General features: G+C 42.0%; 14 protein-coding genes. 5 read left to right on the top strand and 9 right to left on the bottom strand.

Annotated elements, in window-relative coordinates:
- Window positions 1–61: 61 nt before the first annotated feature.
- Window positions 62–1,009, bottom strand: a complete 948-nt coding sequence (locus tag CPIN_RS25425) for a hypothetical protein (RefSeq protein WP_148230639.1) — start codon at window positions 1,007–1,009, stop codon at window positions 62–64.
- A gap of 320 nt (window positions 1,010–1,329) precedes the next feature.
- Here CPIN_RS25425 and CPIN_RS25430 point away from each other — a divergent pair, with 320 nt between their 5' ends.
- Window positions 1,330–1,995 (top strand): SMI1/KNR4 family protein, encoded by a 666-nt coding sequence (locus CPIN_RS25430; RefSeq protein WP_012792728.1) that lies wholly within the window; start codon window positions 1,330–1,332, stop codon window positions 1,993–1,995.
- A 195-nt stretch (window positions 1,996–2,190) separates the two neighbouring features.
- Here the strand turns inward: CPIN_RS25430 and CPIN_RS25435 are convergent, their stop codons facing one another.
- Together CPIN_RS25435 and CPIN_RS25440 are read right to left on the bottom strand one after the other, a co-directional pair.
- A complete protein-coding gene (locus CPIN_RS25435; RefSeq protein WP_012792729.1) occupies window positions 2,191–2,982 on the bottom strand; it encodes an SDR family NAD(P)-dependent oxidoreductase in 792 nt (263 codons plus the stop codon).
- 120 nt (window positions 2,983–3,102) lie between these two features.
- Window positions 3,103–3,846 carry an SDR family NAD(P)-dependent oxidoreductase gene (locus CPIN_RS25440; protein WP_012792730.1) on the bottom strand — a complete coding sequence of 248 codons (744 nt, stop codon included), beginning with the start codon at window positions 3,844–3,846 and terminating at the stop codon, window positions 3,103–3,105.
- A gap of 105 nt (window positions 3,847–3,951) precedes the next feature.
- On the opposite strand from CPIN_RS25440, the gene CPIN_RS25445 reads away from it, so the two are divergent.
- Window positions 3,952–4,329: a winged helix-turn-helix transcriptional regulator gene (locus CPIN_RS25445; protein WP_012792731.1), complete on the top strand. Its 378-nt coding sequence runs from the start codon at window positions 3,952–3,954 to the stop codon at window positions 4,327–4,329.
- A gap of 85 nt (window positions 4,330–4,414) precedes the next feature.
- On the opposite strand, the gene CPIN_RS38725 is transcribed toward CPIN_RS25445, so the two are convergent.
- The 4 genes from CPIN_RS38725 to CPIN_RS25460 form a co-directional block, all read right to left on the bottom strand.
- Window positions 4,415–4,516 carry an NAD(P)-binding domain-containing protein gene (locus tag CPIN_RS38725; RefSeq protein ID WP_222838151.1) on the bottom strand — a complete coding sequence of 34 codons (102 nt, stop codon included), beginning with the start codon at window positions 4,514–4,516 and terminating at the stop codon, window positions 4,415–4,417.
- A 360-nt stretch (window positions 4,517–4,876) separates the two neighbouring features.
- Window positions 4,877–5,800 (bottom strand): helix-turn-helix domain-containing protein, encoded by a 924-nt coding sequence (locus tag CPIN_RS25450; RefSeq protein ID WP_012792733.1) that lies wholly within the window; start codon window positions 5,798–5,800, stop codon window positions 4,877–4,879.
- A gap of 253 nt (window positions 5,801–6,053) precedes the next feature.
- Window positions 6,054–7,643: a M56 family metallopeptidase gene (locus CPIN_RS25455; protein ID WP_012792735.1), complete on the bottom strand. Its 1,590-nt coding sequence runs from the start codon at window positions 7,641–7,643 to the stop codon at window positions 6,054–6,056.
- A 6-nt stretch (window positions 7,644–7,649) separates the two neighbouring features.
- Entirely contained in the window at window positions 7,650–8,006 is a 357-nt protein-coding gene (locus CPIN_RS25460) for a BlaI/MecI/CopY family transcriptional regulator (protein WP_012792736.1), read from the bottom strand.
- A 655-nt stretch (window positions 8,007–8,661) separates the two neighbouring features.
- Between CPIN_RS25460 and CPIN_RS25465 the strand changes: the two genes are divergently transcribed.
- The gene (locus CPIN_RS25465) at window positions 8,662–11,040 is read left to right on the top strand and encodes an ABC transporter permease (protein WP_012792737.1); all 2,379 of its coding nucleotides are present in this window, start codon (window positions 8,662–8,664) and stop codon (window positions 11,038–11,040) included.
- 71 nt (window positions 11,041–11,111) lie between these two features.
- On the opposite strand, the gene CPIN_RS25470 is transcribed toward CPIN_RS25465, so the two are convergent.
- Together CPIN_RS25470 and CPIN_RS37450 are read right to left on the bottom strand one after the other, a co-directional pair.
- Window positions 11,112–13,481 (bottom strand): TonB-dependent receptor, encoded by a 2,370-nt coding sequence (locus CPIN_RS25470; protein ID WP_012792738.1) that lies wholly within the window; start codon window positions 13,479–13,481, stop codon window positions 11,112–11,114.
- Between the two features lie 324 nt (window positions 13,482–13,805).
- A complete protein-coding gene (locus tag CPIN_RS37450; RefSeq protein WP_012792739.1) occupies window positions 13,806–14,234 on the bottom strand; it encodes an EthD family reductase in 429 nt (142 codons plus the stop codon).
- A gap of 169 nt (window positions 14,235–14,403) precedes the next feature.
- Here CPIN_RS37450 and CPIN_RS25480 point away from each other — a divergent pair, with 169 nt between their 5' ends.
- Window positions 14,404–14,952 (top strand): glycosyl-4,4'-diaponeurosporenoate acyltransferase CrtO family protein, encoded by a 549-nt coding sequence (locus CPIN_RS25480; protein WP_012792740.1) that lies wholly within the window; start codon window positions 14,404–14,406, stop codon window positions 14,950–14,952.
- Window positions 14,949–15,119: a hypothetical protein gene (locus CPIN_RS39055; RefSeq protein WP_012792741.1), complete on the top strand. Its 171-nt coding sequence runs from the start codon at window positions 14,949–14,951 to the stop codon at window positions 15,117–15,119. Before CPIN_RS25480 ends, CPIN_RS39055 begins: the two co-directional genes overlap by 4 nt.
- Window positions 15,120–15,166 lie beyond the last annotated feature (47 nt).

Here is a 15,166-nt window from a genome sequence, read left to right on the forward strand (position 1 = left end):
GTTGAATGTAAGAATAATATATTTTTTTGACAGTATTTATAATACTCACCTCATATGCCTGTTACTGCGTCGCCAAAAGGCACTCAAAATCTCCAACAATATCATAGTAATCATATTCAAATTTGCCAATCCAACAACTAAGTATGCCACTACGTACTAATTGAGCACTCGCTAAAGCTTCTTTCATTCGTTTATTTGTGATTGAGGTAGGTTTGTAGTTATAATTATCCTTCATATATACCAATGTTCGGGCAGCAAAAAGTCTGCTGGTCGGACTTGGAGAAAATAGGATGCTTTCCAATGCATTATAATCTTTGTTGACAATAAAAAACCGAAGATGATTAAACGTTTCACTACCTAAGCCATATGTTATATAAAATGGTTTGACAAAAGTCCCACCCGTCATAACATCTGTAAAATAATTAATCGCTTGTTGCCTACGATAATTGGTATCTGCCGATTCTAAAACTAGCTGTCCCGATTCATTTAAATACTTTTGTACGTTTTCGACATATACCTTTTCATAACAGACTTGCCCGTTCACACATTCAAATTGTAGTTGGATCTCTTTGAGCAAATATTTTTCTATTATTTCTCTATGATTGTCAATCGTCAATCTTATTTTCAGAACAGTGTCCCCCCAATAGATAGCGTCGACATTGCAGGAACCATAGCCTCCGTAGATAGTATACTTTGTTGATTTCAAACCATAACCTAAATCTTCGTTTATACTAAGGCAATTGTATTTGCCATCTAAAAAATGAGGGATTAGCCTTTGTATCTCAGTAACAGAGTAGCCAATCGCTGGTAGCTTATTGATTTTTTCTTTTATGATATCCTGGTCAAGCTTTGCCCAATCTAAATGAGTGGAATCTTCAGGCTTCTCATTTCTTCCGCCACAATAAGCAATGAACGAAAGTTTTGTTGAGTCTACAGTTGTTAATTGTCCAAATACAGTATTTGGATTTATAAGGATAAAAATGACGAGGTATTTGAAAGGGAGTTTCAACTGTGTTTTTTTAGATGAAAAAGAAAATGGGAAATTATAGAATCTTTCAAGACCAGAGCAACTATTAGCCATTATTTTAACAAACTACTAGTAAATATGACGGTCATATGTAGCGTTATTACCCAGAGCTGCCATTATACTATTTTAACGCTCTTCAATTAGCTGTTTCATTATTTTCGCCAAATGGACACCATCAATACAACTTTCAACAAGAAAACAATCATTTCTTGTATACTTACATGAACAGGAATCTGACAAAAAGAAGGTTATCTTTACTAGCCTGAAAGAACTCTTATCAATACGCATAATCATACAAGCCAATGTGGTACTCAAAATATACGTTCTTTAACAAAGAAGAAGGATTAAAAGAAGAAATCCAAGATAATTATTTCCTTCAACCATACGCTGAAAAAGAGTTTAATAGTATTTCTAACTATACAGAGGGGAAGATACTAACTGATTTTCAGATCCCCCCTTATTTACAATTACCTGAAGAATACAAGCAACTATTAGCATATTCAAATGGCGGTGGTATCATAAACGGCGAAAGAGAATTTGGATTTTTCAGTCTTGAAGCGATCAGAGAAATGTATGTTACATACGGTTTCTTAATCTGGGCGCCAGATCTTTTACCGATCGCGCTCAATGGTGGTGGCAAATTTTATGTCTATGATTTCAGAAACCTTCAAAACGGCCCCTCAATTCTTCTTGTTCCGGCAGGATGTATTGGAGATGATGAGAGTTGTGTGTATTTAGGGAATACGCTTGACGAGGTATTGAGTAAAACAACAAATGTAGAAGATGAACTCGACAAAATTTATCCTCAAAAAGAGTTGTCAGCAACAGAAAAAGAAAGAATGAGTCTGAACGAACAACTCCTCAGTATCAGGCAAAAGAAAGAATCTGGAGAAATAGACTTAAAAACATTCCTAAAGGCCAAACAGGATATAGCATTTCAGTTGAAAAAGCTGGATTTGTATAGTTGAGAGCGTCTGATTTAATAGAGGAGCAGATAAGCTTAGCGAAATATCTCATAATCTGGTTCGAATTCTTTTACAAGGGCGCATAAAATAAAAACCCGACTCTTCTAAGCCGGGCTTTTATTTTATGGGAATGCAATTGTCAGAGAGCACCTGTGGTCCTTTTTGCTATAAAATAAATTGTTTTGACATTCTCTATGGTTATAGCTTATAGCCACCACTCGCTTCTATCACCTGAGCAGTTACCCAACGGCCTTCATACGAGGCGAGAAAGGCAACTACGGCAGCAATGTCCGAAGTTTCGCCGAAGCGGCCCAGCGCAGTATCGCCAATGACAGTCTTTACAATGTCCACGTTTTCACGTACAGCAGCGTTCATATCTGTTTTTACCCAGCCCGGCGCTACTGCATTTACAGTGATACCACGCGACCCCAACTCGATTGCAAGAGAATGTGTCAAATTATTAATGGCCGCTTTAGCGGCTGAGTAGATAGGCACTACCGACATTGGACGGGTAGCTGCTCCTGATGAAATGTTGATGATCCGTCCGCCATCAACGAGGCGGCTCAAAGCAGATTGTATTACGAAAAAAGGTGCACGTGCATGGACAGCGAACATCGTATCCCAACTTACCGGTGTCGCGTCAGCCAGACCACCCCAGCCGGAGTTACCAGCATTGTTCACCAGGATATGCAGCGCGTTGCTGCCGGTTCGCTTCTTCAACTCATTGTCCAGCTGTTCAAATAAAGCGGGAATTGCCGTAGCGTCTACAAGGTCAGCATATAGTGCAAAAGCGCTACCTCCGGTTTTTTCTATACCAGCAACAACCTCTTCAGCTGATGCTTTACTTGCATTATAAGTAATTGCAACCAATGCACCGTCAGCTGCAAGACGCTCTGCAATCGCACGGCCGATACCACGTGATCCACCAGTTACGAGCGCTGTTACATTGGCTAAAATCTTGTCATTTTTTAATTCATTTCCTTGTGCCATAACATTCTTTTGATTTGTTATGGCAAATCTCAGCAAAGCTACCCTCTTACATTTTGCCGTTTTAGGGCAATGCTTTGCCAAATCAGGTATACCGAAGATTTTCAGTATACCTGATAAAAATTATTTCAAATGGTATTGTATGAAACCACCGTCAATTGCGATATCGGCTCCGTTGATATATCCCGCCGCATCTGAGGCAAGGAACACAACAGCACCTGCGATCTCATCTACCGTACCTACACGCTGAAGCGCGGTACTTGCTGCAAGGTAAGCCTGTGCTTCGGGAGGCGCTACGGAATCCAGTCCGGGTGTCTTTATCGGGCCCGGACTGACGATATTGACACGAATCTTTCTCTCTGCCAGTTCATTTACTGCTATGTCTGCGATCTTATTCAATGCAGCCTTTGTAGCGGAATACACAGCAGTAGCTACAGCAGCGCTAGTTGCCACACCAGAAGAGGTGAAAGTGACGGACGAACCATCCGCTAAATGTGGGATCAGCTTTTGCAGTGTAAAAAAATGCCCCTTAACATTTGTATTGAATTGGGTATCGAAATCGGCTTCGCTGACATGCGCGATTGGTGCAAACGAAGCGACACCGGCATTTAGGAAAAGAACATCAACTTTTTGACCGCTTTCAGCAACTGCTTTTTTCAGGGCTTCGATTCCTTCAAAATTTGAGGTGTCAGCTATCACCGTTTTCAGGTTCGGACTACCAATCTCATTAGCCGCCTTTTGCAGGTTGCCTGCGCTTCTACCGGTGATCAAAACATTTGCCCCCTCTTTAATAAACTGTTTTGCGGTGGCTAATCCAATACCCGTACTACCACCGGTTATCACTACGTTTTTGTTTGCTAAACTCATTTTTTTCAGATGTTTTATTATTTCCAGCAAACTTAGCGCACATCAATTTATTTTGGTTACTTTGTAACTAAAAGTAACGGTATATTTCAAGTAACTAAGTAACTTATGACAGAAGAGCTTTGTCCCAAAAGAGACATCATGGCGATCCATGACGCGATGGATGTACTGAACGGAAAATGGAAAATTTCCATTATTTCGTCTATGTGTTACTATAACGAGCGAAGGTTTTCCGATATACTGAATGACCTTCACGGTATTTCCAACAAACAGCTAAGTAAAGAGCTGAAGGATCTGGAAGAAAATAAACTGGTCAGGCGTACTGTATTAGATACCCAACCCGTTTCTGTTAAATACAACCTCACTGAATATGGCTGGTCGCTACAGAATCTCATTTACGACCTTTCCGATTGGGGTAAAAAACACAGGGAAGTCATTGTACGCGACTGGCAAGACAATACTCAAAACAAGCCCACTCAGCCATAATCTAATTACCTATGTAAAAAAGGCTTTGAGATCAATGATCTCAAAGCCTTTTTTGTGCTACTTCCGGTGATGTTTATACTAGTCCTTAATCCCCATCCTGGGCGATGACCAGTTCGTGTCCCGCTGCCATCCAGGCCCTGGCAAGTCTTGAACCGATATTTCCGGTATTCAAAATTCCAATCTTCATCTTATTCCTATATTTTGTTTTAATAAGTGTGAAATCACACCTGATTTATTTGCTGACAAAGTTCAGCATATGCCCGCGTGTAGATTTTGCCATTTTGCGGTATTACATTGCCGTTTTTGGCTTTGATGCTGCCACGGCTATTATTTTAACAGAAAGGAGTTAAGCGCCAATTGCATCAGCATTACACCGACGTCCGATTGGTTGCACGTAAGCCTTCGGCAACAGGGTACAAATAATGCCCCAGCTGCACAGTGTAATGAACGTATAGATTATGCCGGGTGCGCTCTATAGAGACTTAGGAGGGAAGACTGTCTACATCTCTGGTTTATATAGGCAATTGAAAACAGGCAGATGAAAATATCAATTGAACGACTTTCGGAACTCCAATGGTGACAGATTGGTCTTTGTCTTGAATAATTTTGTAAACGATGATGGATGCCCGAAGCCTAATTCATATGCAACCTCACTAACAGACATATTGGTACCCGAAAGTTTTTCCTTAGCCTTTTCGATGATTTTCTGATGGATGATACCTAAGGCACTTTGTCCATTAACAGACCGCACCATATCACTCAGATAACTCGGCGATACATTCAGCTTCTCCGCCAGGAAATGCACGGTAGGAATACCTTCGCTGAGGGTCTTGTCGCTGTTCAGGTAATCATCCAGCATATCATCCATCTTTTGCAATAAATCGTTGTTAACGACCTTCCGGGTTATGAATTGTCGTTTATAGAACCGGTCAGCATAGCTCAGCAGTAACTCGATCTGGGCGATAATAACATTCTGGGTGACGTCATCGATCCGGCTATTCAGTTCATCCTGAATATTTTCAAATATCGCAATGATGGTGCTTTTTTCTTTATCTGAAAGATGGAGCGCCTCATTGGTGTTATAAGAGAAAAAGCCATATTGTTTGATGGTTTTAGCAATTGGATAATTCCAAAGAAAGTCCGGATGGATCAATAGCGTGTACATTGACCAGTCATCGGCAACATCATAAACACAGGGACTGATCACCTGAGTCGGTGCTACGAAGGTCATCCCTCCTTCTGAATAATCATAATAGCCCTGGCCGTACTTAGATTTACCACTCAAACCTGTATTAAAGGTAATACGGTAAAATCCAGACACAATAGCTCCGGAGAAATTGTTTTTCGGTATCTGGTGTTTGGGCCATTCAATCAAACTGATCAATGGATGTGCGGGAACAGGCAATCCGTAATCCCGGTGTATCTCTGACAAATTTCGCGTATTTACTGTAACTGCTTTCCCCTGTTTCATGATCTATAAATTTAAGAGAATAACTGACACCATTGCTATTGACAATTAATCCGGCTATTAATGATATCTGTTTGCCATAAAAGTTCAAAATTCGGAACAAATGCCTGCTTTTATTTTGCCTTATTGAGGATTTATATTGCCAAAACGGGTTTCCGGGATCACTTGCACCGGCGCAAAGAGCAAGGGGCTGCTCACGGCAAAATGAGCAGCCCCTTGTTATTCAATTCCTATGCAGTAATGACGTTATATAAATTTATGGTTTAGCTGCATCAGTAGCCTGAACTTTGGTCAAATGGGTGCCACCGTTTACGGATTGTGCTTTTTGACCATTGAGATTATTGAGCTTATTGTTGTAATTGGTACTGTGATTTGGATCGTAATTGGTGTTCTCAACAGCCTTTGCCGGGATATTTGTTCCTGTTGTCTGAATCTTAACACCGTCAACAGTAGTGACCGTTTTTAACGGCTGAGCATTCTTCATACTGGCATCCCCTTTATAAGCCTTGGTGTAGATCAGTACTGCGCCATCTTTAGCCTCACTGCCGTACAGTTTAACTGCTGTTTCCCCCTTAAAGACATTAATATAGCTGATATCATTACTATTCAGGCCTGCAGGTGGCTCTACTCCATAGCGGATATCATCTACGAAAAACACCGGTTTCATTTTAACATCCGGGTTTATTTTCCTTAATGCCACACCTCCGCCGGGAAGCGGCGTTTCTTCGACGTCTTCAACCAGCGATCCCATAGCAGACGCAGGAATAGGCGTTGTTACAGGCTCCATTCTGATCTCTTCTACAACAGGTTGCGCTGGTGCAGCAGGAGGCGCCGGAGGTGGAGGCGGCGGCACTGCTTTACCCTTTACATGTTTAACGGCAGAAGTGGGTGGTACCGGCGGTGGAGGTGGCGGTACCGAAAAAGGAACTGGCGCCGGTTTAACAGTGTCATACTGAAAGAACATCGTAGCAATGTGTCTGGCAGACGTCTCCACCTTTACAGCTGCTCTGGTGAAATTCAGTGATAACACAGCGAGCCCCATGACCGCGCCTAATACTACATAACGCACCAAATGATAGCGGGATGATCTTCTCTTGTTCATCATCATGATCCTTTGTTTTAAATGTGAGAAATTGAAATTGTTTGCGATGGCCGTCGCATATGGGATCCCACTTACTTTTATCAGACTGTATTGATAAGCTTTTGCATCCATTCCCTGCTCGAGTATACATCTGTCAGTGATGAACTCAAGGTTCTCGCGGATAGCTATACTCATTAACCACGCACCGGGATTGAACCAGTAAAAGATCCTGGTCAATTCTCCCAGCAAAACGTCCAGCGTATGCCACTGTCTTACGTGTACCTGTTCATGTCTGATGATGGAGGTCAACTCTTCAGCGCTATGCAGGGACGGATTGATATAAATATTACGCATGAAAGAGAATGGGTTGACATGCCGTTCCGTAATGCGCAGTTGTTCTTTACCGTACAGCGTTTTTGTTGTATTTCGGTGCAGCTTCAGTAACGACAGTAGTTGTATGGCCAATCGTGTTATCATCACCCCTACTCCACCCCAGAAGATATATTCCAGTACCACGTGCATAAGCGGTTTTTCAATCCGCTTAAACATAGAAAGATCTGGTAGCGTTTCTGCTACAGCATTCAGTCCATGGTGTTGCTGAATAAACACAGAAGGGTCTATCAATGGTCCTGCAGCCGCACATACAATCCCTCCAATCAGGAAAAACCTGTTCAATGTGTAAAAGGTCAGTCGCCTTAATCCAAAGCGATACGCCAGATAAAAAAGAATCAGTACGATGTTGGCTTTTAACAGATAAATAAGCATAAGCAGTTACTTTTTTTCGATCATTCTTACAATCTCTCTGAGTTCTTCAGGTGTGATTTTCTTCTCTTTTGCAAAGAAAGTAACCAACGCCTTGTAAGAGTCTTCGAAATAATCTTTCACAAAACCATTCATGAATTTCTGTTTGTACTCTTCTTCTGCAATAGCAGGTGTGTACTCGTAGAGGTTACCTGCCTTGCGACTTGTGAGATACGCCTTCTTTTCCAGGTTTCTGATGGTGGAAGCCAATGTGGTATATGGCGGCTGAGGCGAAGGATGGTTCTCCAGAAAGTCCTTTACAGACCCGGAACCGGTTTTCCAGATTGCGAGCATCGCCAGCTCCTCCTGCTGCGTTAGCTTTTCCATAAACATGCTTTTAGAAACAAACAACTACGATTATTCGTAAATCTACGAACTTTTCGTAAATCACCAAATTAAAATGAAAAGCACCTATTTAGGCAGATATTTTTTCGCAACGGCCTATTTGAAAACAGATTGAAATCGACGGAAAACCAAATAACAGTATTATTGCAGAGAAACAATGGATTGTGACCTAAATATTATAAGGCATACACATTGAATTTCAACGGAGAAAAATAAAGAGTATCCATACGCACACGGTAATTATGAACTCAAAACTGGCGGGCAGACGAGCATTTAACCCGTCAATTAGAAAAAAAGAATGTTATATACACACGTATATAATATCAATTATAAGTTAACTACGCCCTTTATTAAGCAATTTTCTTTCCCACTCTCCTTCCCGGCAACTGCGTTCCGTAGACGGACAGGGCATGTCCAGTACCGGACACTTTTAATCGCACAAAAATTTCACAAGTAGCTATATATCAATATAATACATAAACACAACATCCAGGCAGGCTATTTGGTCTTATTGTAGATTCAGCAGTAAGGGACAATTGCTGATCGGAACTGATAATATCTGGCTCATGCCTGCTTCAAGCAATGCCGATCTGGCCAGCAATGCCCATATCCGTCAACCTCTTATTTAAGCCATGAAATGATACGTAATTACTTCAAAATCGCGTTCAGAACCCTTCTCAAACAGAAGGCGTATTCTATCATCAATATTACCGGGCTTGCCACGGGTATGGCGGTAGCGATGCTTATCGGTCTCTGGATTTATGATGAGGTGTCCTATAACAAATACCATATAAATTATAACAGGATCGCAAAAGTCATGCAAAGTGCCTCTGTTAACGGAGAATTTGGAGTAGGTGAATATATGCCTCTTCCGCTAAGGAACATTTTGCAAACAGAGTTTCAGGATGATTTTAAACATGTCGTTATTGCAGCCTGGATGGAGAATCACGTCCTGGCTTATGGCGATCGAAAGATTACCAAGACAGGTAACTATATGAGTTCGGAGGCGCCTGAAATGTTAACGTTAAAAATGGTCCAGGGCACAATGGATGGGCTAAAAGAGCCTGCTTCGATTATGCTATCTTCATCAGTTGCGCGGGTGCTCTTCGATGACATCGACCCGATTGGCAAAATCATGAAGATCGACAATAAGTTCAGTGTCAAAGTTACCGGCGTCTACGAGGATTTACCGTACAATACTGAGTTCCGGGAGATGACCTTTATTGCGCCCTGGGAATTATACGCTTCCTCCGAACCCTGGATCAAGAATACCGCCGGATGGCAAAACAATTCCTGGCAAATTCTCGCTCAGCTTTCGAAAAATTCTGATTTTGCTACCGTTTCAAAAAAGATAAAGAACCTTAGGGTACTTCACCTCCCCGAAACCGCTTACTCCAATCCAGAAATATTCCTGCATCCTATGAGCCGATGGCATCTGTATACAGGGTGGGACAAATCTGGCAAAGTAGATGGACGAATCCAGTATGTATGGTTGTTTGGGATCATCGGTGTATTTGTGCTACTCCTCGCTTGTATCAACTTTATGAACCTGTCGACAGCACGTTCCGAGAAGCGGGCGAAGGAAGTTGGTATCCGAAAGGCTGTTGGCTCTGTACGTTCGCAGCTGGTCGGTCAGTTTTTCAGCGAATCACTGATGGTCACTGCTTTTGCATTTATACTTTCACTGCTTCTAACATTCCTGGTACTTCCCCTATTCAATGAAATAGCCGACAAACAACTTTCTCTCCCCTGGAACAAGCCGCTTTTTGGAGTTTTGGGTTTAAGTTTTAGTATACTAACCGGCCTGATTGCAGGTAGCTATCCAGCTCTTTATCTATCTTCATTTCAACCGGTTAAAGTACTGAAAGGCACATTTCGGGCCGGCCGGTTTGCTTCAGTACCAAGGAAGGTATTGGTAGTTATCCAGTTTACTGTATCGGTTACACTCGTCATTGGCACAATCATCGTTTTCCGTCAAATTCAATATGCCAAAAACCGACCTGTAGGTTACAACCGCGAGGCTTTGATCACGATTGACATGAACACGCCGGAGCTGTATGGACATTATAATGCGTTACGAAGAGAGCTTATTGAAACAGGTGCAGTTATTGAAATGTCAACTTCTTCCTCACCGACAACTAGTTTAAAATCAAGACAAATTGGATTTGATTGGGAAGGAAAAGATCCAAATCTCAGAGAGCAACTGGGAACGGTCGCCATAAGCCATGACTTTGGCAAAACAATAGGTTGGCAGTTTGTTGCGGGCCGCGATTTCTCACGCTCATTCGCCACTGATTCTTCAGGAATGGTGTTAAATGAAAGCGCGGCCAGGTACCTGGGATTGAAAGATCCTGTGGGTAAAACTGTAAAATGGAATGGTAAGCCTTTTCAAATAATAGGTATCGTCAAAGATATGTTGATGGGTTCACCGTTTGAACCGGTTTACCAGACTGTTTTCATGTTGGATTATAATTGGGCAAGCGTCATCAACATCAAGTTAAATCCTCAAAACAGCGCAAACGAGTCCTTAAAAAAGATCGAGGCTGTTTTCCGGAAGTTCAACCCCGGAAGCCCTTTCGATTATAAATTTGTCGACCAGCAATATGCATCAAAATTTGCTGTCGAAGAGCGTATTGGACAACTTGCCTGGGGATTTGCTATTCTGGCAATTTTCATCAGCTGTTTAGGCTTGTTTGGCTTAGCCTCATTTGTTGCCGAACAACGCACGAAGGAAATGGGCGTCCGAAAAGTATTGGGGGCATCAGTCTTCACCCTTTGGAGTTTACTTTCCAAAGAATTTGCATTGCTGGTCATCATTGCTTTTATTATTGCAATACCAGCATCTTATTGTTTTCTGGAAAACTGGCTTGAAAAATACGAATATCGTACAAATATATCCTGGTGGATTTTTGCAGTTGCAGGAGCAGGATCATTACTCATTACGCTACTGACCGTCAGCTTTCAGAGCATTAAAGCAGCCATGATAAATCCTGTAAAGAGCTTGCGCAGTGAATAAATACCTATGGTTTTACATAAAAAAGAGGCTGACCAATGGCCAGCCTCTGATATTCTTTGTAAATAACATCTCTAAAACTTAAACGTCACGCTACCAGTAACACGGGTAGGATTCTGTGCCGCCAGACGATATGACCAGTATTTTTCATTCGTCAGATTATCCACCTTTAAGCCTATTCTGTAGCTCGGCTTGTCATAGAAAACAGCCGCATCCAGCACCGTATAGGAAGGAATGGTAAATTTGAAAGCAGTCGTATTCGTCTGATAATACTCACTGGCATAAATACCACCAAAACCGAAGCCCAATCCTTTAGCTGCTCCCGACGCCAGACGGTAGCTGATCCACAGGTTTCCTACTTTAGGAGAACCGGCAGTAGTCGGCCTCAACCCATCTACAGACGCATTCGCCTTCGTGAATTTACTATCGTTATAAGTATAACCAGCTACGATGTTCAGCCCTTTTACCGGATTTGCGATTACTTCTACCTCATATCCTTTGCTCAACTGTGTACCATCCTGGAGGGAATAAGTCGCATGCTCAGGATCATCACGGGTAACATTAGTCACAGAGATATTATAGTAGCTCAATGTTGCACTCACCTTGTTGAGGTCGAATTTCACACCTCCCTCCCATTGATTAGCCTGTGTTGGCTTGAAGGTATTACCCTCAAAATCAGATCCTGAAACGTTGTTAAATCCGTTCATATAGTTTCCGAAGACTGATACCTTGTCTTTCACGACCTGGTATACCGCCCCGAATTTGGGAGACAAAGCTGTCTGGTTATAATTGCCTGCTGTTGAATCCTGGGCAGGATAGTAAGTACCCTTATTCATGTACCTGTCCACACGCAGGCTAGCCATTACCAGTAATTTCTCCGTAATATTCAGCACATCAGATACATAAGCGCTGTAGGTTTCTTCTCTGCCGGCTACAAAATTGGAATATGTAGCATTTGCAAAGAGCGGTTTTACCTTTTCTAATGTAAAGTTGTTATATCCCGCACCTGGCTTTCTGACATCTATAGGCGTCAGATTTACAGTAGCATCATTACGGGTTGACCTGAGGCTGTAAAAATCCAGACCGGCAACCACCCTGTTCCTTAAACCGCCAATTTTAAAGTCGCCGATGAAGTTCTGCTGAATATCCGTTCCATAATAAGGAAAATCCTGGTTAGTTACAGACTGACGCAATGAAGTATCTGAGGTCATTGTCAACTGCACCACATTACCATCAGAAGAAGATCTTGTACGGGAAACAATCGTCTGGGAAGTCCAGCTTTTGGAAAGTATATATTTCGCCTGCGCGAAGATATTATACTGCTGGCTGCCATAGGTGATGGTGTTGTTTGCAAAAGAAAGTTTGTAAGGAATATGTAGGTCTCCGATGCTCTTAGCCGTTCCTTTGGTATAAGGTGCCAGACGCGTCGGAGAAGTCGCTTTATTTAAGCTGAACTCTACATCCAGGGAAAGCGTCAGCCTGTCGCTCACTGCATAGGAGAAACTAGGCGCTATCAGAAAACTTCTGGTGAAGCCCGCATCCTGGAAGCTATTTTCACTGTGTAAAGCGGTATTTACCCTCAGCAAGGCAGTTTTCTCTTTATTCAGCGGGGAGTTGATATCCATCGTGAGGCGGTTCAGGTTCCAGCTTCCTCCCGAATAAGAAATTTCCCCCATGGCATTCTGCAACGGCTTTTTGGTTACCCTGTTAAACAGACCGCCAAAAGAAGATACCGTACTACCGAATAATGTTGCGGATGGCCCTTTAATTACCTCAATACGCTCAAGGTTCACCGGGTCAATCGTTGTATAGGTAAAGCTGCTCACCCCATTACGCACCAGCTGAGGTGTCGGAAAGCCTCTTGAAATAAATGTCGTTCTACCCTGGTTTCTGATTTCTGCTACACCGGCGCCTGGTACATTCTTAAAAGCACTGTTATAGTCTGTGATCAGCTGTTCTTTCATCAGCTCTTTGCTGACAACAGTATATACCTGAGGATTCTCCATATTGGCCAGGGGCATTTTGGAAACATCCACGCTTTCCTTTCTGCCAAAACGGTTACCACCACTGGTTACCACTACTTCTTCCAGTTTCTGCGAAGAAGCGCTCAATGTTATTCTAATATGGTTTTCCCTGCCTTCTTCTGCCTTCACCTCTATCACAACAGGCTCCAGACCTATTAATGACGCTTTCAGATGATAGGTACCAACCGGAATATTCTTGAAATTAAACAAACCGTTTTCATTCGTAATAGCCCCCTTTGACAGCTCCTGAATAATGACAGTCACTCCCGGAGCAGGTTCTCCATTATTGGTAACAACGATACCAGAGATGACCGTTGCCTTGTCATCTATATAATTGGCATAGATGGCAGGTATATTAAATAAGAAAAATGATAATATTAGTGCAAGTCCTGAAATTAGTTTCCCCAGATGCCTTCCCATATAAAAAGATAAATTAGGCTGCAAAAGTGCACAGGTCGGCGGATATATGTTATATCGAAAACGGAATTTATTTTATCAAATTGGGAATTTCCTTCCATTTTCTGCTTAAAGCTTATTTTAACCGCCAATAGACGCTTCTCACAGCATCATCTTATCCGGGCCAGCATCGGATTATAGGGACGGGGTATATTTGCTATGCAGCACTTACCTCATAACAGTGTTCGGCCATTTAAAAAGAATCATATGCATTGATAATGTGGCCCATACGTCTATGCTGCCGCAGGTTCGGCGGCTATATAGCGGGAATGACGATGGAGATCCGGGTTATTTTACGACTTCACTCACCAAAACGACAGGAAGCACATTGGTATAGTTTGCGAAATCCGCCCGAATTGCATCTAAATTTGGTTTGATAGCCGCCTGATATTCACTTAAACTCTTTACATAAAATGCGCCAACAGCCATATAAAGTAAAGGCTGATCAGGTGCACCACCGGAAAGTCCCTTTTCAATGGTATATTTCACCAGATTTGAGCCTAAATAACTGGCTACCATGGGCATGTGTTTGGCTTCATAATACACCATATCGAAGGTTTTACCCTCGGCATAAGGGTACAAGATGGATATCTTAGTTAAGCCCTTTTCAACTACATCAGCATTTTGTTTCTTTGATTTTCCCGCGCCCTTTTCCTGACCAAATCCAACAAAACAAGTGGTTAAAAGCAATAACGACAAAATTAGTTGACACTTCATGATAAGTTAGTTTTAAGTGTAAGAAATTTAAGCTTTTAAAAGTACTTTAGAAAATGGCTTGTTTTTTTGATTAATTTGCTACAGTATCAATCATCCTAACCCTATTTCAGCGACGCTGAGAGAGCAATATAAAGATAGTTGTACCTATATTCTTGCTAACGATAAACAAATGAGAAAGACCCTAATTTTAACTTCAATCGCGGTAGCCTCAATCGGAGCCATTTACGCCCTGGCTATTTATGTCAGAATGGATGGTTTCGCATTCGCCTGGGCCCTAAACTTCCTTTTGATGCTATGCGTCTCTGTTTTTACTGAAATACAAAAAAGCCCGCTTACTTCTTCCTACTACAATGAAAAGGAATGGGAACAGCGAGGAAAAATATACGAATACCTGGGAATCAATCTTTTCAGAAAATTCCTGGTTGTTATAGGCTGGGAAGCAGTGATTAGAAAATCCAGTCCAATAGCAAAAAGCACCGCATCCCTGACCAATCTATATTACAAGACAAAAAAGTCAGAGTTAGATCATGTAATTATACTGCTGATAGTCCTCCCGTTTAATGTATTCGTGGCCATCAAATTCGGCATTCTCAAGTCGCTATGGCTGCTTATATTAAATATCGTGCTAAATCTTTATCCTATATTCCTTCAACGATACAACCGTCCACGGATAGAAAGAGCGGTTAATTTAAGTAAACGGAGGGAAAGCCTGGTATGATACCAAAAGGAAGTAAAGTCAGACACACCGATCCGGAAATTGACGATGTGAGAGGTGTGATGATCGTCTTTGCAATAGCCCATGGTTTTGCGCTTTGTGGTTACCCCGACAGATTAGGTAAGGAGCTGGAAAATTATGCTATAACTGATTTAGTGCTTATTTCTTGATATTTCCGCATGACAAGCAGGTAAGAGAAACGGCTGCAGGTCTCCCC

The organism is Chitinophaga pinensis DSM 2588, from assembly GCF_000024005.1.
GTDB lineage: Bacteria > Bacteroidota > Bacteroidia > Chitinophagales > Chitinophagaceae > Chitinophaga > Chitinophaga pinensis.